General features: G+C 59.6%; 22 protein-coding genes. 5 read left to right on the top strand and 17 right to left on the bottom strand.

Going from position 1 to position 23,262, the window contains the following annotated elements:
• Positions 1 to 6: 6 nt before the first annotated feature.
• Complete coding sequence (locus tag EDC28_RS14185) at positions 7 to 981, bottom strand: hypothetical protein (protein WP_123422038.1); 975 nt, start codon at positions 979 to 981, stop codon at positions 7 to 9.
• A gap of 490 nt (positions 982 to 1,471) precedes the next feature.
• Positions 1,472 to 2,917 carry a DUF3612 domain-containing protein gene (locus EDC28_RS14180; RefSeq protein ID WP_419179032.1) on the bottom strand — a complete coding sequence of 482 codons (1,446 nt, stop codon included), beginning with the start codon at positions 2,915 to 2,917 and terminating at the stop codon, positions 1,472 to 1,474.
• A gap of 235 nt (positions 2,918 to 3,152) precedes the next feature.
• Here EDC28_RS14180 and EDC28_RS14175 point away from each other — a divergent pair, with 235 nt between their 5' ends.
• Positions 3,153 to 3,725 (top strand): aldolase/citrate lyase/malate synthase family protein, encoded by a 573-nt coding sequence (locus EDC28_RS14175; RefSeq protein WP_050659510.1) that lies wholly within the window; start codon positions 3,153 to 3,155, stop codon positions 3,723 to 3,725.
• Between the two features lie 48 nt (positions 3,726 to 3,773).
• On the opposite strand, the gene EDC28_RS14170 is transcribed toward EDC28_RS14175, so the two are convergent.
• Positions 3,774 to 4,517, bottom strand: a complete 744-nt coding sequence (locus tag EDC28_RS14170; RefSeq protein WP_123422036.1) for a flagellar brake protein — start codon at positions 4,515 to 4,517, stop codon at positions 3,774 to 3,776.
• Positions 4,518 to 4,726: 209 nt separating this feature from the next.
• On the opposite strand from EDC28_RS14170, the gene EDC28_RS14165 reads away from it, so the two are divergent.
• A complete protein-coding gene (locus EDC28_RS14165) occupies positions 4,727 to 5,794 on the top strand; it encodes a peptidase M42 (protein WP_123422035.1) in 1,068 nt (355 codons plus the stop codon).
• On the opposite strand, the gene EDC28_RS14160 is transcribed toward EDC28_RS14165, so the two are convergent.
• Positions 5,791 to 6,054, bottom strand: coding sequence for a DUF2164 domain-containing protein (locus tag EDC28_RS14160; RefSeq protein WP_123422034.1), 264 nt, complete (start codon positions 6,052 to 6,054; stop codon positions 5,791 to 5,793). The two genes, EDC28_RS14165 and EDC28_RS14160, sit on opposite strands and share 4 nt — an antisense overlap.
• Positions 6,055 to 6,142: 88 nt before the next feature.
• On the opposite strand from EDC28_RS14160, the gene EDC28_RS14155 reads away from it, so the two are divergent.
• Together EDC28_RS14155 and EDC28_RS14150 are read left to right on the top strand one after the other, a co-directional pair.
• On the top strand, positions 6,143 to 6,568 hold the full coding sequence (locus EDC28_RS14155; protein ID WP_050659514.1) for an EF-hand domain-containing protein: 426 nt from the start codon (positions 6,143 to 6,145) through the stop codon (positions 6,566 to 6,568).
• A gap of 96 nt (positions 6,569 to 6,664) precedes the next feature.
• Positions 6,665 to 7,054 carry a glutaredoxin family protein gene (locus tag EDC28_RS14150; protein ID WP_123422033.1) on the top strand — a complete coding sequence of 130 codons (390 nt, stop codon included), beginning with the start codon at positions 6,665 to 6,667 and terminating at the stop codon, positions 7,052 to 7,054.
• A gap of 31 nt (positions 7,055 to 7,085) precedes the next feature.
• Here the strand turns inward: EDC28_RS14150 and EDC28_RS14145 are convergent, their stop codons facing one another.
• From EDC28_RS14145 to EDC28_RS14090, 12 genes are all read right to left on the bottom strand, one after another.
• Positions 7,086 to 7,727, bottom strand: a complete 642-nt coding sequence (locus EDC28_RS14145) for an SDR family oxidoreductase (protein WP_123422032.1) — start codon at positions 7,725 to 7,727, stop codon at positions 7,086 to 7,088.
• Positions 7,728 to 7,805: 78 nt separating this feature from the next.
• Positions 7,806 to 8,297 carry a GNAT family N-acetyltransferase gene (locus EDC28_RS14140; protein ID WP_123422031.1) on the bottom strand — a complete coding sequence of 164 codons (492 nt, stop codon included), beginning with the start codon at positions 8,295 to 8,297 and terminating at the stop codon, positions 7,806 to 7,808.
• 59 nt (positions 8,298 to 8,356) lie between these two features.
• Positions 8,357 to 8,932: a DUF1287 domain-containing protein gene (locus tag EDC28_RS14135; RefSeq protein ID WP_123422030.1), complete on the bottom strand. Its 576-nt coding sequence runs from the start codon at positions 8,930 to 8,932 to the stop codon at positions 8,357 to 8,359.
• A 293-nt stretch (positions 8,933 to 9,225) separates the two neighbouring features.
• Positions 9,226 to 10,977: a DUF885 domain-containing protein gene (locus tag EDC28_RS14130; protein WP_050659519.1), complete on the bottom strand. Its 1,752-nt coding sequence runs from the start codon at positions 10,975 to 10,977 to the stop codon at positions 9,226 to 9,228.
• Between the two features lie 94 nt (positions 10,978 to 11,071).
• On the bottom strand, positions 11,072 to 11,698 hold the full coding sequence (locus EDC28_RS14125) for a TetR/AcrR family transcriptional regulator (RefSeq protein ID WP_050659520.1): 627 nt from the start codon (positions 11,696 to 11,698) through the stop codon (positions 11,072 to 11,074).
• A 62-nt stretch (positions 11,699 to 11,760) separates the two neighbouring features.
• A complete protein-coding gene (locus EDC28_RS14120) occupies positions 11,761 to 13,113 on the bottom strand; it encodes an amidase family protein (RefSeq protein ID WP_123422029.1) in 1,353 nt (450 codons plus the stop codon).
• 24 nt (positions 13,114 to 13,137) lie between these two features.
• Positions 13,138 to 13,857 (bottom strand): proteasome-type protease, encoded by a 720-nt coding sequence (locus tag EDC28_RS14115; RefSeq protein ID WP_050659521.1) that lies wholly within the window; start codon positions 13,855 to 13,857, stop codon positions 13,138 to 13,140.
• 10 nt (positions 13,858 to 13,867) lie between these two features.
• A complete protein-coding gene (locus EDC28_RS14110) occupies positions 13,868 to 14,686 on the bottom strand; it encodes a transglutaminase family protein (RefSeq protein ID WP_050659522.1) in 819 nt (272 codons plus the stop codon).
• Positions 14,686 to 15,627: an alpha-E domain-containing protein gene (locus EDC28_RS14105; protein ID WP_050659523.1), complete on the bottom strand. Its 942-nt coding sequence runs from the start codon at positions 15,625 to 15,627 to the stop codon at positions 14,686 to 14,688. The genes EDC28_RS14110 and EDC28_RS14105 overlap by 1 nt, the downstream gene beginning before the upstream one ends.
• A 14-nt stretch (positions 15,628 to 15,641) precedes the next feature.
• Entirely contained in the window at positions 15,642 to 17,033 is a 1,392-nt protein-coding gene (locus EDC28_RS14100; RefSeq protein ID WP_050659667.1) for a circularly permuted type 2 ATP-grasp protein, read from the bottom strand.
• 160 nt (positions 17,034 to 17,193) lie between these two features.
• Positions 17,194 to 18,762 carry a DHA2 family efflux MFS transporter permease subunit gene (locus EDC28_RS14095; protein WP_050659524.1) on the bottom strand — a complete coding sequence of 523 codons (1,569 nt, stop codon included), beginning with the start codon at positions 18,760 to 18,762 and terminating at the stop codon, positions 17,194 to 17,196.
• A gap of 3 nt (positions 18,763 to 18,765) precedes the next feature.
• Positions 18,766 to 19,770 carry an HlyD family secretion protein gene (locus EDC28_RS14090; protein ID WP_123422028.1) on the bottom strand — a complete coding sequence of 335 codons (1,005 nt, stop codon included), beginning with the start codon at positions 19,768 to 19,770 and terminating at the stop codon, positions 18,766 to 18,768.
• A 137-nt stretch (positions 19,771 to 19,907) separates the two neighbouring features.
• Here EDC28_RS14090 and EDC28_RS14085 point away from each other — a divergent pair, with 137 nt between their 5' ends.
• Positions 19,908 to 20,936, top strand: a complete 1,029-nt coding sequence (locus tag EDC28_RS14085) for a LysR family transcriptional regulator (protein ID WP_050659526.1) — start codon at positions 19,908 to 19,910, stop codon at positions 20,934 to 20,936.
• Here EDC28_RS14085 and EDC28_RS14080 read toward each other — a convergent pair.
• The gene (locus EDC28_RS14080) at positions 20,933 to 23,146 is read right to left on the bottom strand and encodes a DUF6351 family protein (RefSeq protein WP_244946596.1); all 2,214 of its coding nucleotides are present in this window, start codon (positions 23,144 to 23,146) and stop codon (positions 20,933 to 20,935) included. The two genes, EDC28_RS14085 and EDC28_RS14080, sit on opposite strands and share 4 nt — an antisense overlap.
• Between the last annotated feature and the right edge of the window lie 116 nt (positions 23,147 to 23,262).

Below are 23,262 nucleotides of genomic sequence, written 5' to 3'. Positions count from 1 at the left end.
AAACTCCTAAAAATATTTAACCTGATTACTGACTTCTGATTTAAAACGATAGTGTCTGTCGTCACAGTTTATCTTGATGCTTACCAATGTTCCCGGAAAGTTAAGTCCATGGCTAGTAACAATAAAATCTCTTCCTTTACTGATCTGTGCATAAGCCTCGTTACTGTAAATTCTGATCTCACCCTCGTTAAGTTTAACAAATTCACCTAGCAAGTCGAATCCTAAGCCTCGTGGCATGCCGGCCTTTACACTATCAGTACCAGTAGAATGCCCCTTGACAAGAGCCCACTGCATGGCAGTAACATCATCTTTGATATCTTCTTTAAACTTCCGAACATTAGAGGCAATCCCAGGTCCAAAGTCTAAAACACTCAAGCAAAGTGTCTTCTCCTTCCGGTCAAACTGACCACAACTGTAGACACCTAATTCACTTAGGTCTTGCACAGAAGCGCCATGCCCGTAAGCATTCATAAAAATTTCAAATATCTTACTTATCAAGACTTCCTTTAAGGTAACACTAAAGTTTACCTTGTCATCAGACAACCACTGTTCACTTAAATGCTCTGCAATGTTATCTTCATTCAAATGATTTTTATGTTCTCGGTAGCCTATATAATCACCTGATGCGTATCCATTGAAATTATGTTGTGTGAAATGACTGAGGAAATTATTCTCGATTAGTTTTTCTCGAATCAAGTCACTCATTGAGTTTACATCGAACATTACTCCAGCAGTTGCGAGCGGCTCAGCTTTTAACATTGCAATTAAAGATCTAGTAAGTCTCGTGTTTTGAAAATTCACGTACCGAGAAAGACCACCTAATAAAACCACTCCGTGATGATCAAGCCTGGAGCATTTAGAAAAATCAAAATCAAAGTTATTTTTAGGTTCAGATGTTATTTTTTCGAATATCTTTAGAATTTGATGAAAGCCAATATCATCAAACTTAATTGTTGGAACATGAATCCTAACTTTACTCATAGGTTATGCTAAAATCCCTCAATTTAGCCAAATTTAATGGCAGTCCTGCTGACTTTGTGCGGCAAAGCTACCGGGGCGACAAGTTTGTCAGGAACAAACTCGAAAATTGTCGTGCCTACAATGGCTTTAAGGGTGGGGATCACGGACTGTCCGAACATTCCGGGTGATAAAGGGAATGTACCGTATAGCCTAACTAACCCTAAAAAACCTTATTTATCATATTGATATGCATGTTAAGTTAGCCGTTTATCAGCACGCTACCGCCCTTGAGTTACAGCCCCCAAAATGCTGATCACATCCTTGTTATGACTTGGCTCAATGTTAGAAAACCTTCCCTGGCGAGTCACCGAGTAGAAGGCAAGTTTCTCGTGTTTGTCCGCGTCAAATCCCCATATTACTCAGCGAGATAAGCGCCACAGACCCACCATAACCACATCAAAACGACGGGTAAACTGGCTGGCATTAAAAATTTCCCAAAAGTGGCGTACGCCTAGCCCTCACCGCACCCTGCATAGCAGCTGGGCTTTCTGGGGCAGACCGCGCCTCGGGAGCAGATAAGGCGGGCTTCGGTGTCGATGCCTCTTTCTATCCAGTTGATATTCAAAATCTTAGCGACGGTGCGCAGCTCTTTTTTGATGGGGTTGGGTATGGCGGTGCTGCCGCCGTTTTTCACGCAGGAGGCTTTGAGTTCTTGGGCGATGGCGTCTGCTGCAAAGCCCTGGGCGGCGAGGGCGGGTAGCAGGTCGATACCGGCGCACAGCACCCGGTTGTTGCCGGCCGGGTCAATCACGTTCACCGATTCACAGCAGTAAATGCGGGGCTGGTCGCCGACGTTGAGAATGGAGATCTGCGCCGAGCTTTGGCTGCTGGCGTGGGCTTCACTGAGCCGGCGAAACACCGCCCAGTGCTGGCAAGGGTCGTTGACCTTGCGCATGTTGCCCCAGGGCAGGGGGATGCCGTTGCCTCGGTACACCGCCTTGAGTTTGCCTGGGCCGTAGGCATCGAAGTAATGCCAGTGCGGGTAGGGGGAGACCACCGTCATCCGCCGCATCGCCACCGACGGCGACACCCCGGCCTTGGTGTGTACGTCTATCTCGTAGCCGTTGCGGTCCAACAGTTGCCGAAAGGGCACCTTGGGGCACAACAGGGCGCCGGCAAAGAAGCTGGACTCGAAATCCCGCCAGGCTTGCAGTATGTCCTGGGCGTTGAGATCGGAGGTGGGTTGGCTGTCGGGGGTTTCTTCCCAGGGCTGGGTATTGCCGATGGCCAGCACGCTTTGCAGGGTGTCGGTGCTGTGCAGCACCTTGTGGCCGATATACACCGCCAAGTCGTACTTGAGGCGGGTGGGGTATTGGCGCAGCACTTCGTTGAGGTAGAGGGTGCCGGGGGGCTCAAAGAAGGAGGTCACCAACTGCTTGGCGCTGTTGCCCAGTTCGTCCACCACCTCTTTGGGGGGCCTTTTTACCCAGCGGATGCTCAGGCCCTGGGCCTTGGCCATGGCCAGCAAGTCGTCCACCGCCAGGTTAAGGCGCTTTTGGCCTATGTCTTCGGCGGCCCGTTCCAGGTTGGGGAAGTGGTTTTGCAGGTTTTCCTGGTGGGCGCGGATCAGCAGGTGAGCGAACTGGCGGCCGGTGATGCCGGTTTGCGACAGCATCTCGGGAATGGCGATTTGCAAAATCTCGTTGGAGAACAAAAAGCCCGGCTCCAAGGCCATGCCGCTGATGCCGCCGCGGCTGCCTTTGTCGGGGGTCAGTTCGCTGCTTTGCTCGGGTTCGTTGTCCAAAAACCACTTGGCATCTTTTTGAAAAACCTCGGCAATCACCTCCAGCATTTCCACGCTGGGCACCCGTTTGCCCCGTTCAATCATCGACAGGTAAGACACCGACGGCGCGTATTCAGGGTTGATTCGGATACAGCGCGATGACAGGTCTTCCATGGTTAACCTGTTGCTTTTACGCAGGTTTCTAACCTTGGTGCCGAGGAAGTGGGATTGCCTTACCAGACTTTTTGACACTGCCATTTTGTAAAATTCACACTGTGAAATTTTTGTTGTGAAATTATAGTCAGGATTTGGCTAGGCTACAAAACAAGCCGCTCAAAAGCCCTGGCGGCAGAAAAATCAGGTGGGCAGCGGCCCAGTAACGAGGACACTTTCAACGAGGTAACCACAGATGAACATGCCCGCATTGAACAGAACAGACCTGCACGACCAGCACAAACCCGTTATCGCCGAGGCCATCTTTGCGGTGGAAGCGGTAAGCGCCGGCGAGCAAAGCGAAAAGCAGCTCAAAGCCAAAGCGGTGCTGGACAACCTGTTCCCCCTCGATGCCGGCTCCCACCAGGACGTAACCTGCTACGTCATCGATTACCGCCACCTGCTGGCCTACTTCAAAGACGGCAGCCATTGCGGCCTCAAAGACGCCAGCCACTTCGTGGCCTTTAGCGGCGAGAAGGAAGACCCCTGCGCCATCTTGCTGCGCGATGGCAGCGGCTGCCACCTGGAGTTGTCACTGGGTTGCCGCAAGGGCAGCGGCGCCGTGGAACTGGTGGAAATTGAAGATATCCAACTGGAAAGCTGCACCACCTTCAGCCAGGGCCCGGCCCTGCCCCCCAGCATGGCCGCCATGCGCCACTGGATAAGCCTGATAAAGGGCGACGGCAAGCCCCAGGCGATGATGGAAGACAAAGAATTTACCGCCAAATGCGGCGCCGATTACTACCTGGATTACAGCTTCACCCTGTAAGGGCGCCGTTGTGAAAAAGCCTCCCACCGGGAGGCTTTTTTGTGGCCGTCAGGCTGGTAGCGTCAGCTTGCTGCCGTTGAATTTCAGGCGGTTAAGCAGCGCCCTGGCGGCATTGGCCCCTTCTTCGTCGAACTTCAGGCCGTAAAGGGCGTAGTGCAAGGAGCGTTGCAGGTTGCACACCGAGCCTTGCAGCGGGGCAAACACCTGGGTCTTTTGGCTGTTGGCAAAGATGCTGAGGGTGAGCTGGTCTCCCAGCTGAAAGGTTCTGCCAAGGGGCGGGGTGACAAAGCGGCAGCCGCTTTTGGATAAATCCCGCAGCTCGCAATCGCTTTTGTGGCTCTCCAAAATCACCTTGCCGGGCAGTTTCACCTCGAACCGGGGCTCTTTTCTGAGCTGGGTCACCTTGACCGAGGTGGGCACCGACAGCAGCAGCATCGGCAGCGGATCTTTAACCTGATGCAACAGCTGGCTGCGAAAGTGCAGCTCGGCCCCTTCGCCACGGGGCGAGATGGCCCGTACGTTTATCCAAAAGCCGTCTTGGAAGAAGTAGTTGAAGTCGTCGGCGGGAATATCCGGCACTTCCAGCAGCAGGCAGCGGGTACCGTGTTTGCCAATCAGCACCGTGGAGCAATGGTATTGGCTGCCCACCGGGGTGGTGATGTGCAAATCCAGCGCGCCGCCGTGCTCAATCATGGCAAAGGCGTCGGTGCTGTTAACGGTGGTAACGGTGGCGTTTTGTATAAAGGCCTGGCCCGCATTGCGCCGGGGTGACCCTGTGGCTGCTTGTGGCATCTTCCTGCTCTATTCCCTGATGGCGCCAGCGCGCCTTCTAACTACATGATTTATCAAAGCCTGAATCAAAAGAAAACCGCCAAAGGCCAATTTTTTGACGCACCGTGCATAGCGCCTTGCCACCGCGGCGCTGGCGCTAAAAAGTCGCTGGCAAAAAGGCGCCGGCTGCTTATGCTAGAGGCACCTTTTTCCGGCAGCAGGCAGCCCTTGTGAACCCATCCGTGCAATTGAATGACGTTTTTGACTTGCTCAAGGTGCTGATCCGCGAGCCCAGTGTGGTGGGCGCCGAGCATGCGTTTTTCAGGGTGCTACAGCGTGAGCTGGAAGAGCGGGGCGCCAAGGTGACTTGGTATGAGGGGCTGCTGGTGGCTCAGGGTAGCCGGCCGCAATCGGCGATGTTCTCGGCCCACATCGACCGCCATGGCCTGATTTGCACCGGCCCCAACGAGTTTCAATACGCCGCCTTTGTGGCCGGTAACCGCTCCGATCTGCTGGGTAACTCGGTGTCTGAGCAGCTGATGGCGAAAATTGTGGACCGCTTCGACGCCACTCCGGTGATGGCTTACGAGCCATGGTCCGGTGCTTACCGGGGCAAGGGGCAGATAGCCTCGGCCCATGTCTGTGAGCGGCGCAACAACCTGATTTTTACCCTCGATGGCCTGGAGCATCTGGTGGCGGGCACCCCGGTGGCCTTTGCCGACCGCCTGACTGTTGGCCCCGATACCATCTCAGGGCAGCTGGACAACGTGCTTACCGCCGCCTTTTTGGTGCATCTTTTTAGCCTGGGCTTTGAAGGCACCGCCTTCTTCACCGCCCAGGAAGAGGCGGGCAAGAGCTGGCGCTACCTGCTGGAATGGTTCCGCCGCTTTGGCAGCAGCACCAACCGGCTGGTGGTGGTAGACACCAGCCCCTACCCGGACCGCGCCGCTGCCGACCAGCAGCATCTGGTGCTTCGCAACAAAGACGCCAACGCCGCCTTTGATTTGGAACTCACCGGGCAATTGCAGCGGCTTTGCCAGCAAAGCGGCTACCAGGCAAGTTTCAAAGACCAGTTTATCGAGCAGCATAACCGCGAGTTGCAGGCCCAGGGCCTTGAGCCCCAGTCGCTGGGCAGTACCGAGATGGGCCGCATTGTGGCCGCCTCTAACGGCATGGTGACCGGCACCACCTTGCAGATCCCCACCACCGGCTATCACACCATGGAAGAGACCGCCGCCATCGCGGCCTGCGAGGCCTTCTTGCAGGTGCTTTGCAAGGTGGCGGAGATCCCCGCTTAGCCGAGCGGCTTTTCCAGCTCAAAAAAGCCGTCGTTGAGGCTGTCGAGACGGGCCGCGATAAGCGCCTGGGCATCGGCCAGGGCCTGGTTGTAAAAATACGGGCCCATTTGGGCGGCGATAAAATCGAGCAGGAATTCGGCATCAAACTGGCCCAGCTCTTGGTCCAGCTCCTTGTCGAACCAGTCTTGCAACAGGGTGAGCAGTTCGCTTTTTTGCGCATTGGGAAAACGGATCAGGGGCGGTGCACTTTTGCTGCTCATTTGCGTATTTTCCTTTGCAAATCTTTACCGCGCCGCGTCTGGCCCGGGTTTACTGTCGGTAACGGGTAAATCACAGGACCACCATACCATGCAAAAACACCATCTTCTGGCGCTGGCCTCTTTGTTAGCGGTCAGCACCGCCTGGGCCGAGGACCGCCCAGCGCCTCCCGCTCCGCCTTCGTTCAGCAGCCTCGACAGCAATGGCGACGGCGAGATAAGCAGCAGTGAAGCCGCCAACGACCCGATGCTGAGCCATATGTTCAGCCGCATCGACACCGACGGCAGCGGCACTCTCAGCGAAGCCGAGTTTAAAGCCGCCCTCAGCCATGGCCCGGGAGACCGCCACGGGCCGCCGTCCTTTGCCAGCCTCGACACCGACGGTGACGGCATGATCAGCACCAGCGAAGCAGCCAGCGACCCGATGCTGTCGCAGATGTTCGACAAGCTTGATGCCAACGGCGATGGCGTGATCAGCGAAAACGAATACCGGGCGCCGCCGCCTCCGCGCCGCTAACCGGGCGCCCCCGGCCTCGCCCGGGGGCCGCCTGGCTGATAAACTGCACGGGTTTTCCTTTCTTTGCGGTATGCCCAAGGGCATGAGGAAGAGGCTATGAGACCCGTTATCCGTTTGTTTTTTATCGTCCTTCGCCGAGTGTTGATGCCTTTTATGCTGATCTACGCGGCCCTTTCCAAACCCAAAGCCATTAAACGTGACGCCGCCAAACAGGCCAAAGTGGATGCTGCCTGTCGCCAGCTGACTCTGTATCAGTTCAATACCTGCCCGTTTTGCATCAAGGTGAAAAAGGAAGTGCACCGCCTGGCCCTGCCCATCGACATGGCCAATGTCCGCCGTGACCCCAACGCTCGCCAGGCTCTGGAAGCCGGCGGCGGCAAGGTAAAGGTGCCGTGCCTGCGGATCACCCACGCCGATGGCGAGGTTGAGTGGATGTACGAGTCCAGCGACATCAACCGTTACCTGCATCAGCGCTTCGCCGCCTGATAACGAAAAGCCCCGCAATGCGGGGCTTTTTTCATAGTGCGGCCAGGGCTTGTGGGATGGGGGTTTCGCCGCTTATCAGGTCAAAGGCCTGGCCTTGGGTGTGGGGCGTATCGAGGCAGGCGGCCAGCACCCTGGCGACATCCTGGCGGGCAATGGCGCCGCCGCTGGTGATGTCTTTGGCGGCCGTTATCAGGCCGGTGCCGGGCTCATCTTTTAGCAGCGCCGGGCGCACTATGGTGTAGGCGAGGCCGCTTGCCATCAGCTCGCGGTCGGCATAGTGCTTGGCGGCGTAATAGGGCAGCAGGCTCTCGTTCCAGTTGGGGCGGTGGTGGGCCTGGATGGCGCTCACCATCAAAAAGCGGGTGGCGCCGCTGGCCTTGGCCGCCTCCATGGCTTTAACGGCGCCGTCGAGGTCTATCAGCAGGGTCTTGTCGCTACCGGTAGCGCCGCCGGAGCCGGCGCTGAACACCACCGCATCCATACCGGCCATGGCGGCGGCCAGTTGGTTGACCGGTTGCTCAAGGGAGGCGGCGACCGCGTCAACGCCCTTAGCCTCAAAGGCGGCCAGTTGCGCGTCGCTACGGGCCATGGCCACCACTTGGTGCTGGTTTGCCAAGAGCGGCAGCAGGTGTTTACCGACGCCGCCGGTGGCGCCTATAACCAAAACGTTCATCTCTACTCCTTTGCGATGCCGTGAGCCCCCAGTAAAACAAAGGCTCCGGGGCCGGTGCAAAGGCAGGCCGGGGTGGGTTCAGCTTCTGGGCAGTTGCCGGCGATAAAAGCGGCTGTCTACCGCCATCACCGGAAAACGTGCCGGCAGCGCCTCTTTGGCCACCAGGCTAAAGCCGTGTTTCTCGTAAAAGCGGTGGGCCGCCAGAAACTGGGCGGTGGTGCCAAGGTAAATGTCGCCAAGGCCCTGCTGGGCGCACCAGTGGAGCAGGGTATCAAGGAGCTGGCCTGCTACCCCCTGGCCCGCGCCCCGGTGGCTGGCTTTGACAAACATCTTGCGAAGCGCCCCCTGACCGGCGCCGATATCCAGCACCGAGATGGAGCCCACCACCTGCTCGCCGTCCAAAGCCACCCAGAAATTCCCGGCGCCCTGGCGGTAAAAACCGGGGATATCCAGCAGATCGCGCTGGCGGGCGATATCGATGTCGATACCAAATTCGCGCTGCTGAATGGGCAGGATAAGCTCCACCACCCCTTGTTGGTGGTGGGGCTGGAATGGGGTGATGGTCAACATGGCTCGCTCTCCTTCAATCACCGGTTACGTTACCGCAACCGGCTGATTTGAAAAGCGCTTTATTGCGGGAAGTAGCGATAATGCCCGGTGATGGGAAAGCGCAGCAGGCTGTCGTCCTGCTCCGGGCCCCGGCCGATGTTATGCACCACCATCAGGTTGCCCGAAGGGGCGCGCTGGTCGCTGACAATACCGATATGAGGCAGGTTGCCGGGCAGCATCCAGGTGACTAAATCGCCGGGGCGATAGGCGGCCGGGTCTTGGCTGACGGGCAGCGACTGGCCGTGGCGGCTGAAAAACACTTGCAGGTTGGGCACTCGGCGGTGGTCGATATTGCTGTCGGGGCGGCTAAGGCCCCAGATCCGTTTGGACGGATACAGCGCAAAGTGCTGGGCCATGTCCTCGTGCACCTTTTGCTGCAAGTCGACCCCTAGGCGCCGGTAGCTTCTGATCACCACATCGGTACAGACCCCAAGCCCGGCAGGCACATCGCCGCCAGGGTAGCCGATGGTGAAATAGCGGCCGTCGTAACGTACCGCCTGCTCGGTGCGGGCCTTGGCCGCCGCCACCAGGGCTTCGGCTTCGGTGGCCTGGGCGCCGCTGGCCAACAATAACATCAGCGGAAAAAGGCACTTCATGGCAGCACTCCGTTGCTGGCAAAAAAGCGACTATCACCCACCCTGACCCAGTGGATGCTGAACGAGCGGGCTTAGGGTTTCCAGTAGCAAAGTGACGGTCGCGGCCTTTCGTCGGCGATGCCGCTTTGTGCTCGATGGAATGAACCGCTCTGGCACCCTTTTGGTTTCCTGACCTCAAGGTCACGCAGGCCTATTTCCAGCCTGTCATGTCCATTGCTTTGATTTAAAATGCTTTTCTCAAATCTGGCCAGCGCGGTACTGATAAAAAAGCCCCGCTGGGCGGGGCTTGGGGGTTAGTCCTTGCGGGCTTGCTCGGTGGCAATGAATTGGTCTATCTGCTGCTCCAACACCTTGAGAGGCACGGCGCCGTTGGCCAGCACCGCGTCGTGGAAGCGGCGGATATCGAATTTATCGCCAAGCTCGGTTTGGGCCTTTTCACGCAGCCGCAAGATGGTCAGCTCGCCCATCTTGTACGACAGCGCCTGGCCGGGCCAGGTGATGTAGCGGTCGGTCTCGGTTTGCACGTTGTGCAGGCTAAGGCCGGTGTTGTCGGCCATGTATTTCTGGGCCTGCTCGCGGCTCCAGCCGTACCAGTGCACCCCGGTGTCCACCACCAGCCGGGCGGCGCGCCAGGCGTCGAAGATCAGCCGCGCAAAGTGCTCGTAAGGGGTCTGGTAGAAACCGGCCTCTTCGCCGAGGTATTCGCTATACAGACCCCAACCTTCGCCAAAGGCGCTGATGTAGCCATTGCGGCGAAAGGCGGGCAGACCGGTTTGTTCCTGGGTAAGGCTGATTTGCAGGTGGTGGCCCGGTACCGCTTCGTGCAGTGTCAGCGGCGCCAGCTCGTAGATGGGGCGCACCTTGAGGTTGTAGGTATTGACCCAAAACTCCCCTGGCCTGTCGTCGGTGTAGGAGCCGGAGTAACGGGCCGAGGTGTAGTTGGGGGCAATGTCTGCCGGCACCGGGGTAACGGTGTAGGGCTTGCGAGGCAGCTTGCCAAAATAGCGGGGCAGGATGCCGTCGGCCCGCTTGGCGTAGTAGGAGGCGTCTTTGAGCAGCTCCAGCGGGGTTTTGGCATAGAACTGCGGATCGGTACGCAGGAACTGCATGAAGTCATGCAGATCGCCCTTGAAGTGCAGCTGCTGGATGATGGCGTTCATCTGCTCGTGGATGTGCTTCATCTCGGTCAGGCCCAGCTGATGCACCTGTTCTGGGCTGATATCCAGGGTGACGTAGTGCTTGACCCGGTTTTTGTACCACTCCCGGCCATTGGGCATTTCGGACATGCCGATGCTGGTGCGGGCGTTGGGAATATAGGTGTTGACCATGAAGTCGTGCAGCTTGTTAAAGGCCGGCAACACCGCCTTGTCTACCACCTCGTTGGCCTTGGCCCGGCGCGGGTCGCTTTGCGGCAGGGCATCAAAGGGGCTCAGGAACTGCTCTTCGTTGATGTAGGAATTGATGTTGCTGCCCACCAGCCCCAGCACCGCCTTGGGTTGGGTGATGCCCTTGGCCAGGCCTTCTTTCATCCAGGCGATTTGCTGGTCGATGTAACGGGGCACATCGCCAAGGGCGGTGAGGTAGGCGTCAAAATCGGCATCTTTTTGAAAACGCAGATAATCCTTCATGCCTGCCAGGCCCACCCAGAAGCCGTACTCGGAGGTGAGCGGCATCAGGTGATCGCCAAAGCGGTAGTTGTCGATGCGGTTGTCGAGCTCGTAGATCAGCATGGTTTTGCTGATCTGGTCCTGGTTGCCAAGGCTGGCCGCTGGCACCGCTTCGACCTGGCGTTTGAACTGCTGCCAGTATTGGTCCTCGGCGGCCAAGGCTGCCGGGGAAAGGTCCGGCAGGTGGCCGGCGCCGCGTCTGGGGTTATGGCTGCCAGCCAGCAGGCTGTCGTATTGGTTGCTGGCCTGCCAGTACTGGTCCATCAGGCTATTGAAGTTGGTTTGAACGCTTTGGGCCGGGTCGGCGGGGGAATGGGTTTGGGCACAGCCGCCTAAAAGGGCGAAACAGAGGGCGGCGACAGGGGTGAGACGGTTCATGGCACTTCCTATGGCGTTTTTTGTTCAGTGTCCCTTATTTGGCGCCAGGCTCAACGGCCGGCACGACCACAAGACCGGCAGGCAGGGTGAACGCTCAGTGGCGGTGCTTGGTCAGCCAACCTTGCCACAGGGCAAACAGCGCCTGGCGCACCGTGTTGGAAAAATCCGGTACCAAAAGGCCGGTGGCGTCGGGCAGGGCGCGAATGGCGGCCGGCGGGTTGGCGGCCTGCCACAGCCCTACCACCATGGCGTGGCTGGCCTGAATAAGGGCCTGGATACTGCGCTCTTCCATGGCGGCGGCCTTGGCCACCCGGGCGGCGCAGCGGGCCACGGCATCGGCCATGTGGCGCTTGAAGGTCTGAATGGCGTCCAGATCGTCGCAGTGCTCAATCAGGCCGTGGGCCAGAGCTGCCAGGCGGCAGCTGTCTTCGTCGCCGGCAATGTGGCGGCACAAATCGTCTATGGCCTGAGGCAGCGGCAGGGTATCCACGGCGGTCTCCAGCCGCTCCAGCCAGCTGCGCATGTCGTCTTCCAGCAGGGTCAGGAAAATGGCTTCGCGGGAGCGAAAATACAGATACAAGGTGCCTTTGCCCAGGCCCAGGTGCCCGGCCATTTCGGCGGCGGTGGGCAGGCGCTGGAAATCACGGTGCAAGGTGCGGGCGCAATCGAGGATCTGCCGGTAGCGCAGGGCTTTGTCGTCGGGGTTGTTGGCGCGTCGCATGGCGTGGGCAAATTCCTTGTAATGGGGGCGCTACTGTAAAGAGCGGGCCGCCTTGATGCAATCTAGCGGCTGGCCTGTTGCCAGGCCTTGGCGATGGCCAGCAGTTTAAGGTCGCTCCCCGGTGGCCCCAGTAGTGACAAACCGATGGGCAGGCCGTCGATATCACCCATGGATACGGTGACATGGGGGTAGCCAGATACTGCTGCCAGGGTGGAGGTACCGCCCCGGTAGAAGTCGCCATTTACGGTATCAATCAGCCAGGCCGGGCCATTGGTGGGGGCAATCAGTACGTCTTGGCCTTTGCTGAAGAAGGCATCGAGGGTTTGACGCGCCAGTGCTCGTGCACGTTGGCGGGCCTGGCTGCCATCGGGTGGGCTTAAGGCCTGCTCCAGGGTTTGCTGGCCAAAGTAGCGTAGCTCTTTGGCGGCATGTTGGTCATTAAAGGCCACCAACTCTTGGAGGCTGTGCACGGCAGCGGTCTTGGGCAGGGCCGCGAGGTAGGCATTGAGGTCGTGATGAAACTCCCACACCAGGGCGGTAAATTCGTCGTCGCCCAGGGCCGCCAGCTCTGGCAGCGCCGCGTTATCCACCTCGGCGCCAGCGCTTTTAAAGACTTTGGCCGCCTGTTCCAAAAGGTCGGCTACCCGGCCGTCAAACCCGGCCTTTTCGGTCAATACCCCCACCTTAAGCTCAGCCAGCGCCACCTGGGGCAGCGCCTTGGCGTGAAAATAGCCCGGCTCGCTCATGGCCAGCAGCAAGGCTGTGGCATCGTCCACGTTGCTGGCGATGGGGCCGGCGCTGTCTTGCTCGGCAGAAATGGGGGCAATGCCCTGCTGGGAAACCGCGCCTAAGGTGGGTTTGACCCCCACCAAGCCGTTCATGGCCGCCGGGCAGGTGATGGAGCCGTCGGTTTCGGTGCCGATGGCGGCATCGGCCATCCCGGCTGCCACGGCCGCCGCCGAGCCTGATGATGAGCCGCAGGGGCTTCGCAGCCTGTCCATGGGCAGCCGGGTCTGGCCGCCGGTGGCGCTCCAGCCGCTGATGGAATGCTCGCCGCGAAAGTTGGCCCATTCACTTAAGTTACTTTTACCCAGCACCACGGCGCCGGCGGCCTTTAGCCGGGCTACCAGCGGCGCGTCTTGGCTGGGTACGTAGTCTTTAAGGGCCAAAGAGCCGGCGGTATTGGGCAGGCCCTTGACCTCGATATTGTCTTTGATGGCCAGCAGCCAGCGGTGCAGTGGTCCTTTGGGCGCCTTGGCCAGCGCGCTTTGGGCATCAGGGTTGAGGCTGATATAGGCGTTCACCGGCAAAGCCTGGTGCTGGTCGGCCTTGATAGCGGCTTCAAGGCTTGCCAGGTCGCCCTTGGCCAAGAGTGGAGCGGCAAATAAGGCCAGCAGCAGTGGCGTAACGCGCATAAAGAATCCTTTCTTGGTGGCGAGTTAGTCGGGCATATCACTAAAGGCGTGGCGCAGCGCCTGGGACCAAGCGTCTGACAGCGCCCGAAAGTGGCTGTCTTCGGCTTCGATGCGCCGGCGGATGCTAAATTGGCATTGCCCGGCCGGCAGCACCGTGAGATCCAGCGGCATACCCACCGACAAATTGGAGCGTAGGGTCGAATCCATGGACAACAGCACCGCCTTGATGCCGTCGCTAAGGGGGGTGTCTTGGGTTACCACCCTGTCGAGAATGGGCTTGCCGTATTTGTGCTCGCCAATCTGCAGGTAGGGGGTGTCTTCGGTGGCCTCAATGTAGTTACCGGCGGCGTACACCAAAAACAGCCGCGGCTGGCCGCCCTTAACCTGCCCGGCCACCATGATGGTGGCGGCGGAGTTCTCGTTACGCTGCTCCAGAGTCTGGTGATATTTGCCCTGCACCTGCTGCATGGCATCTCCCACCATCTGCGCCACCTTGTGCATGGTGGGGGCGCTGAGCAGGGTGCCCTCGGCGTCGCTGGTGTCGATGGCTTCTTGCAGCCGGTTCATCACCGCCTGGGTGATGGCCAGGTTGCCGGCGGTAACCATGGCAATGGCCCGCTCGCCGGGTTCTTCCCAAGTGAACATCTTGCGAAAGCGGGCCACGTTGTCGAGGCCGGCATTGGTGCGGGTATCGGAGAGCAGAACCAGGCCCTCGTTGAGCTTGAGTCCGACACAGTAGGTCATGGCGCGCCTGTTATTGCTGTGATTGTTTCACCACCACTGATACATCAAGTTGTTCCTCGCTGCCACCGGAATGTATGCCGCGGATGGGGGCGGCGTCGCGGGCATCGAGCCCCGAGCCCAGGCGAATGTAGTACTCGGTGGGGCAGCAGCGGTTGGCGCAATCAAAGCCCACCCAGCCGAGGGTGTCGATATAAATCTCGGCCCAGGCGTGGGCCGCTTCATGGGGCACGCCGTCGGCGTCGGCAAACAGATACCCCGACACATAACGGGCCGGCAGGCCGACGCTGCGGGCCATGGCAATCAGTACCTGGGTATGGTCCTGGCACACTCCCTGGCCCTCGGCCAGGGCCTCGGCGGCGCTGGTGTGGGCGTGGGTGCTGCCGGGGGCGTAGCGCACCGCGTCGCTCACCGCCTGGGAAAGGGCGTGGGCAATATCTAACTGGCTGGCCTGGGCATTGTCGGCTTTCACCTTTTGCGCCAACGCCAGGATGGCCTCGTCGGCCCGGGTGGCGGCGGTGGCGCGCAAAAACACCTGGGGCGAGGCCTTTTCCCGGTGGCCCTTGAGCACCCCGGCGTGGTCTTGGGTGGTGACCGTGCCGGTTACCAGCACTTCCAGGCTGTCCAGGGGGCCGCTGGCGGTGAGGGTAAAGACGGTATCGCCAAAGCCGTCGACAAAAGGGCTGCCGATGGTGGCGCCTTCGGCGGTGATGTGCCAGTTCAGCACCTGCTGGCCGGCAAAACGGCTGGCGCTGAGTTTGAGGCTCTGGGTGACGTTTCGCACCGGCGGGTCGTAGCGGTAACGGGTGCTGTGGCTAACGGTCAGGCGCATCATTGGCCTCCGAAGTAATAAGACTCGGCGATACTGCTGGAGAGCGCCGCGTTACGGACCAAAAAATCACTCAAAAAGTCGTGCAGCCCGGCGCTGAAAATATCTTCCATGTCGCCGTGCAGCAGTATCGAGTAAGTCTCCAAGGCCTCGGCAGCAGCGCTTGAGCGGCGCCCGTAATGGCGGGCCAGCCGTTGCAGGTGGTCGGTGATGCCGGCGTAGCAGTGGGTGAGGGAGCGCGGGCTGAGCGGATTTAAAATCAAGAAATCGGCAATCAGCAGCGGCGTGTAGTTGTCCTTGTAGACCCAATGAAAGGCCCGCAAGGCCGACACCGCCCGCAGCACCGTGGTCCACTGGTAGCTGTCGCGGCTGTCTCCCACTACCGAGGTCTCCGGCAGTAGCACGTAGTATTTCACGTCCAGCAGGCGGGCGGTGTTGTCGGCCCGTTCCAAGAAGGTACCCAGGCGCAAAAAATCGTAGCCGTCGTTACGCAGCACTGTGGAGTCGGTGGCGCCGCGAAACAGCGCGCCCTGGCGTTTCACCCAGTCGAGAAATTCCGGCAGGTTGTTGCGCACCATGTAGCGCAGTGCCGGTTTTTTCAACTCCATATGGGCACTGTTGATGGCGTCCCACATGTCGGCGGTGATGGCGGTACGCATGGCGCGGGCGTTGTTACGGGCCTGCTCCAGGCAGTTGCTCACCGAAGAGGGGTTGGCTGGGTCGAACACCAGGTAGTCGGCCACTTCGGCCTGGGCCAGAGGAATGTAGTCGGTGGGGCTGAAACCGGCGGCGGCCAGCACCGATTGCCACTCGCTGCGATAGCCCTGACCCGCGGCGGGCATCATGGCCATGCGGTGGCCCATTTCCATGAGCCGGGCCATGTTTTCGGCCCGCTCCACATAGCGGGAAAGCCAGAACAGGTTGGCTGCGGTACGACTTAACATAATGGCGCCTCCTGTTATTCGGCCATGATCCAGGTGTCTTTGACACCGCCGCCCTGGGAGGAGTTAACCACCAGAGACCCTTCCTTAAGTGCCACCCGGGTCAAACCGCCTGGGGTAAGCCGTATTTTGTCCCCCACCAGGCAAAAGGGCCGCAAGTCCACATGGCGCGGCGCGATGCCGCTTTGTACAAAAGTGGGGCAGCTGGACAGGCTTAACGTCGGCTGGGCAATGAACTCGCCGGGGTTGGCGCGGATGCGCCCGGCGTAGGCGTCGATTTCCTCGCGGCTGGCGGCAGGGCCCACCAACATGCCGTAACCGCCGGAGCCGTGTACTTCCTTAACCACCAGCTCTGACAGGTGGGCCAGCACGTATTGGAGATCGTCGGGCTTGGCGCACTGGTAGGTAGGCACGTTGTTGAGGATGGGCTCTTCGCCGAGATAAAAGCGGATCATCGACGGCACATAGGTGTACACCGCCTTGTCGTCGGCCACGCCGGCGCCCGGCGCCGAGCAAATGGCCACGTTACCGGCCCGGTACACGTTCATCAGCCCGGGCACTCCCAGCACCGAGTCGGGGCGAAAACACAAAGGGTCCAAATAGGCGTCGTCAATGCGCCGGTAAATCACGTCCACCCTGGCTGGGCCGCGGGTGGTGCGCATGTAAACGTGGCCGTTTTCCACAAAGAGATCCTGGCCTTCCACCAGCTCCACCCCCATCTGGTCGGCCAGGAACGAGTGTTCGTAATAGGCGCTGTTCATGGCGCCTGGGGTTAGTACCACGATGCAGGGGTCACCGCCGCAGCCCTTGGGTGCGATGCTTTTGAGGGTTTTGAGCAGGCTTTCGGGGTAGCTGTCTACCGGTTCGATGCGCAGCTGAGAGAACAGCTCCGGGAACATGCGCATCATGATCTCGCGGTTCTCCAGCATGTAGGACACCCCGGACGGCGTGCGGCAGTTGTCCTCCAGTACGTAAAACTCGTTTTCGCTGACCCGCACGATATCAACGCCGATAATGTGGCTGTAAACCTTGCCGGGCGGGTCGATGCCGATCACCGAAGGCTCGAAGGCGGCGTTGTTGAACACCAACTCGCCGGGGATGACCCCGGCTTTGATGATCTCGGCATTGTGGTACACGTCGAACAAAAAGGCATTGAGCGCCCGGGCCCGCTGTTCGACGCCCCTTTTCAGCAACCGCCATTCGGCGGCGGTGAAGATACGGGGAATAAGGTCGAAGGGAATAAGCCGCTCTGGGTCGCCACCGTCGCCATACACGGCGAAGGTGATGCCAATCTTGCGAAACAGGGTTTCGGCTTCCTCGCGCTTTTGGGCCAATTGCTCGGGGCCTGTGGCTTCCATCCATTCCACCAGGGCCTGGTAGGGCTCCCGGACCTTGTCGTCGCTCATCATCTCGTTGAACACCGCACACCCCTTGAATAAATCCGCATCCTTTGTGGGATTAATTGCAGGCGGCGATGGGGTTGGTCAATAGCTGAACAAGGCTTTGGCGTTTGATGGCGACTTTTCGTGACCCACAGCAATAAAAAAGCCCTCGACTGAGGGCTTTAGGTCAGGCGGCCTGTTCCAGGGGCTCGGTCTTGGGCGCCGGTTTGGCCGGCTTGGCAGCCTGCTGGCGGATCGGGCTGATGGCCAGCACCGCCAGGGCGGCAATAAACAGCATGCAGCCCATCACCAAGAAGGCCTCGTTGTAGGCCATGACGCTGGCCTGGCGGTTCACTTCCTTAAACAGGAGGCCATATGCCTGGGTGGCGTTGCCGCCCTGGGCCTCCAGCAACTGGCCGGTGTGGCTCAGCCATTGGGTCAGGTTTTGGCTGCCGTTCACCAGGGTTTCGCGCACCTGCCACAGGTAATGGCGGGTGCGCACGTCCATCAAGGTGGCCAGCAGGGCAATGCCCACGGCGCCGCCCATGTTGCGCATCACGTTCAGCAAGGTCGAAGCCGAGGGAGCGTCTTTCTTGTCTACCCCCTGGGTGGCGATGATGGACAGCGGCACCATCATAAAGGGCTGGGCCATGGCCCTGACCAACATTGCCGGGATCAGGAAGGCGCCATCGTAAAGCACCGTCATGTTGACGTTCATCCACATGCTGATGGCAATGCCCACGAAGCCGGCAAACACCAAGTAGCGCGGGTCTACCTTCTTCACCAGTTTGGGGATGAGCGGAAACAGCGGCAGCTGCGGGAAGCCCACCCACATCAGCACCAGGCCGATTTGCATGGCGTTGTAGTCGTGTATTTGCGCCAGGTACAGCGGTACCAGGTACACCGAGCCAAAGAGGCCGGCGCCCAGGGCAAAGTAAGCCAGGCAGGCCTTGGAGAAATCCGGGTTCTTAAAGAGCCGCAGGTTCACCAGTGGCGCCTTGGCGGTGAACTGGCGCCAGACAAACACCGTCATGCTGACCACCGCGATCACCGACAGCCAGCGAATGTACTCGGCGTCGAACCAGTCGTCGCGGGAGCCCTCTTCCAGCACCACTTCCAGGGAGCCAAGGCCAAGGGCCATGGTCACCATGCCGAACAGATCTATGGTCTTGAGCTGGTCGTCGTCACGGTCTTGTTTGTCCAGGCCCATGGCCAGCAGCACCATCACCAGCAGGCCGGGCAGTACGTTCAGGTAGAAGATGTAATGCCAGCTGAAGGTGTCGGTGAGCCAGCCGCCAAGGGTTGGGCCGATAGAGGGGGCGAAGGTGGCGGTGACACCGAATAGCGCCATGCCCACCGGTTGCTTCTCCATGGGCAGCTGGGTCATCACCAGGGTAAAGGCCATAGGAATGAGCGCGCCGCCGGTAAAGCCTTGCAGGGCCCGAAAGGCGATCATCGATTCGAGGTTCCAGGAGAAGGAACAGGCCAAGGATGCCAGCACAAAGCCGGCACTGGTCCACAGCAAAAAGCGCCGAGGGCTCAGCCAGCGGGTGAAAAAGCCGGTCAGGGGGATGGCGATCATCTCCGCCACCAGATAGGCGGTGGCTATCCAGGAAGACTCGGTCAGGGTGGCCCCCAAGGCTCCCTGAATCTCCTTGAGCGATGAGTTGGTGATCTGGATATCCAAAATCGCCATGAACGCGCCCACCAGGGCGCCCATCACCGCCAGCCAGTTTTTCGGTATGCGCGATAGCATCCCTTACTCCGTGTGGACCGTGGCCAGCACTGACATGCCGGGGCGCATTACGCTCAAGTCCTGGCCGTTATCAAAGGCCAGGCGAACCGGCAGGCGCTGTACCACTTTGGTGAAGTTGCCGGTGGCATTCTCGGGAGGCAACAGGGCGAACTCGGAGCCGGTGGCACCGGCAAAGCTCTCAACGTGGGCCTTGAAGGTCACCCCGGATTTGGCGTCGGCCACGATATCGACCTGCTGGCCAATCTTCATGCCGGCAACCTGGGTTTCCTTATAGTTGGCTTCTACCCAAATTTTGGGCGTCACCAGGCTCATCAGCCGCGCGCCGGGGCTAGCGGTTTGGCCCAGCTGCACCTGGCGGCTGGTCACAAAACCGTCTCGAGGGGCGGTGATGGTGGTGTAGGAAAGTTGCAGTTCGGCATTTTCCACTTTGGCTTTGGCAACGTCGACGGTGGCTTGCAGTTGCGGCTGCTCACCCAGAATGACCTGCAATTGCGCCTGTTCGGAGGCAATTTGTGCCTTGGCTTGGGCCAGGCGAGCCTTGGCGGCGTCGCGGTTCAGCTCGGCGGCGTCCAGGTCATCTTGAGAGACATACTGCTTGCCAGACAGGCGAGAGAGACGGTCTACCTGTTGCTGGGCGCGTTTAAGCTCGGCGTTGGCGGCATCAAAGCTAGCCTGGGCCGATTCCACCAGGGTTTGCTGGGCATTCTGGCGGTCAACCAAGTGGTCGAGTACCGATTGCTGCTCGGCCAGATCGGCCTTGGCTTGGGCCAGGGCGACCTGATAATCCCGGGGGTCGAGTTGGATAAGGGGAGTGCCGGCGGTCACCTTTTGGTTATCGGCAACCAGTATCTGTGTCACAGTGCCGTTGATGCGGCTCATCACCGGCACGATGTCAGCTTTGACATAGGCGTTGTCGGTTGTCTCCTGGCCCTGATGCAACCACCACCAGGCCCCACCACCTGCGGCCAGAGCTACCACTACAAGCAAGAAAATAATGCGTTTGGACATTGGACCTCCAATCTGAGGCTCGACATTCTAGCGTCGTTACATTATTTTTATTAGTCGCTCTGTATAACACGTACTGTTTCTAGTTTTATAACAGTTCGTTATGGCGTTATAACCGTTCAACCGGCGTAGGAGGCTTCATGGATCTCAATGAAATTCAGGTATTTACCAAGGTAGTGGAAGTCGGAAGCTTTACCTCGGCTGGTGAACGATTGAACATGACCAAGGCCACGGTCAGCCGCAAAATCGCTGACCTCGAAGAGCGGCTCGGGGTACGGCTTTTAAACCGCACCACCCGCCAGCTCAATCTCACCGAAACCGGCCAGGCGTTCTATGAGCGCTGCTCGCGGATCATGACCGACCTTGGCGATGCCCAGGCACTGGTTACCACCCGCGCCGAGCAGGTACGGGGCAAGCTGAAAATCGTGATGCCCATCGAGCTGGGCCAAATGCTGATGGGCCGCTTCCTCGGCCACTTCATGCGGCGCTACCCCGATGTGGAAATTGACGCCGAGCTTACTAACCGCCGCATCGACATGGTGCAAGAAGGGGTGGATGTGAACATCCAGGTGGGTCTTGGCCAGGATTCCAACCTCATTGCCCGGCGTCTGAGCTCCACCCGCAAGATTTTGGTGGCCAGCCCCGAATACCTGGCTGGCAACAGCCCGCTGCTGCACCCCGAAGACTTAGGCGATCATGAGAATATCTTGCTGAAGATGTCCGGTGATGCTTACGAACCGCTGCGATTTTCCAAAGGCAAGGAGCAGGTAACGGTGCAACCCAAAGGCCGTATGCACTGCAACAACGTCACCTTCGCCCGCGAAGCGCTACTGTCAGGGCTGGGAGTCGGTTCTTTGCCGCTGTTTATGGCCCTGCCCTACGTTAACGAAGGCCGCCTGGTGCGGGTGCTGCCTGACTGGACCATGGAAAGCGGTGAGATGTACGCGCTTTATCAAAGCCGCCAGTACATGCCCAAGCTGCTCAAAACCTTTTTGGACGAACTCAGCGAAACTATGGCCGAGATGGACAAGCTCAAAACCAGCGCCTGCCTGGACCGCGAGGAGATCCTCGACCAGATGATGGCCAGCAGCAGAAAGCTCTCCGAGAACGGCCTGGTGGAAAAAGTGCTGGCGAAAATCGACAGCAAAGCCCGGGACGCCGTCGCCTAAAACCCCATGGCAAGCTCGCTGGGCCGGGCGACATCCCCCTGGCGATAATCGCAAACCCCATCGGGGAAAATGGCCTCCAACCATGACTGGTAGGGGGCCATTTCTTTGGTGCCGTAAAAGCCCTGCGCCATGGCGTCTTGAACGCTTACCCGCGCGCATTTGAACAGGTCCCCCGCCAAAGGCGAGCCGGCCCTGTTGCGCGGTGAACTGTGGGCCGGGTAGATGGCCATACAGGGGCCGTCGGCTTGTTGGTTCCAGCGGCCGTTCCACACCGTGTCGCCACTGGCCAATACCTTGCCCTCGCCGTCAAAACAGCTGTCGCTCACCGGGCGCCTGCCGCTTTCTAGCCATTGCTCCATGGCTCTAAGGGCCTGGGGCGTGGGGTCGAAGGGCTTGGCCGCCACCCAGATCACCAAATTGTCGCTGTTGCCCTGCTGGCGAAGTAGCCGCTCCCGGACCGACAGGCTGGCAAAGGAGTGATGCATGTTGAGTGCCGGGTCCAGGTAGTGGCGCAGATCGATGGTGGGCAAGGTGAGGCGGCCCAAAAACACCTGGCCGCCCAGGTAGGCCGCAGCCATGGCTTGTGGGTGCCCCTGGTTGCGAGGGGCGGGCTCGAACCCGGCCGGCACCGGGCCGTTAAAGGCCGCCAGGGGCAGCAGGCCGCCGGGCCGTTTTTGCATGTTGTGGTCCCCCCACAGGGACAGACGCCTTAGCTTTTGGTCGCCGGACAGCACCCAAAACCGCTCTTGCTGCATCTGGGCCGGGGGCTTCCAACCGCCGATATGGGCGTTGAGGTGCAAAAATTCTGCCGGGCTTAGCGCGCCTTCTTTCAAGGCTTCAAGGCCATACTGCACGCCGATGTTGTCAAAGGTGCGGTTGGCGTAGCCGGCGGCGTCTTGCCCGTAAATATCCCCCAAGTCGTGCCAATAGCTGAAGTGGCTTTGGGCGGCCAGGGCGTCACTGAACAGCGGCGCCCGGTGGTAGTAACGGGGGTTGTTGGTGAGCGGAGTTAGCCCCCGCCAGGAGGCGCTGCATTCGGTGGCACCGGGGGGCAGGCGGCTGGGTTTGAAGTTGAGCCAGCGGGACCAGTCATCCATGCGCCGAAAGCGGTGGCCTTGGCTGTTGGAGGCAGTTAGCCCCTCCACCAGTGGCCGCTCGGTCTGAACCTGCCAGCGTGGGCCGCCCAGCTCGTCGAAGTAATATTCCAGCAGCTCGCAATCGAGGGCCCAGATGGATTGGGTCACCATGTCCGGGTAGCTGTATTGGGGTAGCAGGCCGTTGAGCAGACCTGGGGCGATTTCGGCAAAGATATACTGCTGCACCGCGCCGCCCGAGCCGCCGATACCGATGGTCCAGCGCGGCTCGCCGTAGCGGGCCACAAACTGCGCCTTGACCAATTGCGCGGTGCGGGCGCCGCGCCAGAGGTGGTAATGGGTGCTGGTAACGTTGCCGCTGGACGCCAGGATGGCGTAACCGGCCTTGAGCAGGGTGAGGTTGTCCTCGGTCAGGTCGGACAGCCGCAGCTTGCCCTGGTACTTGCCGATACCTACCCCGCCCTTAAAGGCAAAAATCACCTTGTGATTCCAAAGCTTGGCGCTGTTGATGGGTTCTTGTGGCATGACCCGCATGGCAATGCCGTAGAGGTAACGGTTCAGGCTGCCGCGCTCGACCCGCACTATCACCGGGCCTTGGGCATCATTCTGGGCATCGGTTGGCAGCGCACCTGGCGGCAGAGGAACGGGTTGCTCCGCCCCCTCTTGCAGGTAGAAGTAATCAACCCGGGTGGCTATTTGGCAATCCTGGCTAAACCCCAGGGCCTCACCGTCTGCGCTTGTGACCAGGGTGCCAGCGCCCTGCTGGTTATCCACCAGGGGCTGGCCAAGGCCCGAGTCTTCGGTAGCGCAGGCAAAGGGGTAATCCAGCGGCCACAGCTGGGTGTCCACGGGGCCGGTGTCACCTATTGCCACCGGCAGGGAAAAGGCGCTGAGATCCAATGGGTTAAAGGCTGGGTGTGGACCCGGGTAGGGCGCTTTGGCCTGGCTGGGTTGGTAACCTGCGGGCAGGGCTAGCACTTGGTGGCTGGGTTTGGCAGGGGCGATTTCGTCCCCCAGCCAGTCGAGGGTCAGTTCCCTTGCCGACCAGCCCAGCAGCATCACCACCGCCAGGGTACCCAAACCGGGTTTGATAAAACCGCGTCCCTTGTTTCGCATAACACCCCCAAACAAGGCATTTCATGTTCAGCCTAGCAAGGGCCAGCGCCATGGCGCCCAAACTGCGCAAAAAAGTTGTGATATAGCCTGCATTACTGAATGCTCATTAACGGTGT

Source organism: Gallaecimonas pentaromativorans, from assembly GCF_003751625.1.
Taxonomy (GTDB): Bacteria; Pseudomonadota; Gammaproteobacteria; order Enterobacterales; family Gallaecimonadaceae; genus Gallaecimonas; species Gallaecimonas pentaromativorans.
This window is presented reverse-complemented; position numbering and strand designations above follow the sequence as displayed.

Bases quoted from the DNA above. Each gene is read 5' to 3' on its own strand.
- EDC28_RS14185 (WP_123422038.1), bottom strand. From the start codon at position 981: ATGAGTAAAGTTAGGATTCATGTTCCAACAATTAAGTTTGATGATATT.
- EDC28_RS14180 (WP_419179032.1), bottom strand. From the start codon at position 2,917: ATGGAAGACCTGTCATCGCGCTGTATCCGAATCAACCCTGAATACGCG.
- EDC28_RS14175 (WP_050659510.1), top strand. From the start codon at position 3,153: ATGAACATGCCCGCATTGAACAGAACAGACCTGCACGACCAGCACAAA.
- EDC28_RS14170 (WP_123422036.1), bottom strand. From the start codon at position 4,517: ATGCCACAAGCAGCCACAGGGTCACCCCGGCGCAATGCGGGCCAGGCC.
- EDC28_RS14160 (WP_123422034.1), bottom strand. From the start codon at position 6,054: ATGAGCAGCAAAAGTGCACCGCCCCTGATCCGTTTTCCCAATGCGCAA.
- EDC28_RS14155 (WP_050659514.1), top strand. From the start codon at position 6,143: ATGCAAAAACACCATCTTCTGGCGCTGGCCTCTTTGTTAGCGGTCAGC.
- EDC28_RS14150 (WP_123422033.1), top strand. From the start codon at position 6,665: ATGAGACCCGTTATCCGTTTGTTTTTTATCGTCCTTCGCCGAGTGTTG.
- EDC28_RS14145 (WP_123422032.1), bottom strand. From the start codon at position 7,727: ATGAACGTTTTGGTTATAGGCGCCACCGGCGGCGTCGGTAAACACCTG.
- EDC28_RS14140 (WP_123422031.1), bottom strand. From the start codon at position 8,297: ATGTTGACCATCACCCCATTCCAGCCCCACCACCAACAAGGGGTGGTG.
- EDC28_RS14135 (WP_123422030.1), bottom strand. From the start codon at position 8,932: ATGAAGTGCCTTTTTCCGCTGATGTTATTGTTGGCCAGCGGCGCCCAG.
- EDC28_RS14130 (WP_050659519.1), bottom strand. From the start codon at position 10,977: ATGAACCGTCTCACCCCTGTCGCCGCCCTCTGTTTCGCCCTTTTAGGC.
- EDC28_RS14125 (WP_050659520.1), bottom strand. From the start codon at position 11,698: ATGCGACGCGCCAACAACCCCGACGACAAAGCCCTGCGCTACCGGCAG.
- EDC28_RS14120 (WP_123422029.1), bottom strand. From the start codon at position 13,113: ATGCGCGTTACGCCACTGCTGCTGGCCTTATTTGCCGCTCCACTCTTG.
- EDC28_RS14115 (WP_050659521.1), bottom strand. From the start codon at position 13,857: ATGACCTACTGTGTCGGACTCAAGCTCAACGAGGGCCTGGTTCTGCTC.
- EDC28_RS14110 (WP_050659522.1), bottom strand. From the start codon at position 14,686: ATGCGCCTGACCGTTAGCCACAGCACCCGTTACCGCTACGACCCGCCG.
- EDC28_RS14105 (WP_050659523.1), bottom strand. From the start codon at position 15,627: ATGTTAAGTCGTACCGCAGCCAACCTGTTCTGGCTTTCCCGCTATGTG.
- EDC28_RS14100 (WP_050659667.1), bottom strand. From the start codon at position 17,033: ATGATGAGCGACGACAAGGTCCGGGAGCCCTACCAGGCCCTGGTGGAA.
- EDC28_RS14095 (WP_050659524.1), bottom strand. From the start codon at position 18,762: ATGCTATCGCGCATACCGAAAAACTGGCTGGCGGTGATGGGCGCCCTG.
- EDC28_RS14090 (WP_123422028.1), bottom strand. From the start codon at position 19,770: ATGTCCAAACGCATTATTTTCTTGCTTGTAGTGGTAGCTCTGGCCGCA.
- EDC28_RS14085 (WP_050659526.1), top strand. From the start codon at position 19,908: ATGGATCTCAATGAAATTCAGGTATTTACCAAGGTAGTGGAAGTCGGA.
- EDC28_RS14080 (WP_244946596.1), bottom strand. From the start codon at position 23,146: ATGCGAAACAAGGGACGCGGTTTTATCAAACCCGGTTTGGGTACCCTG.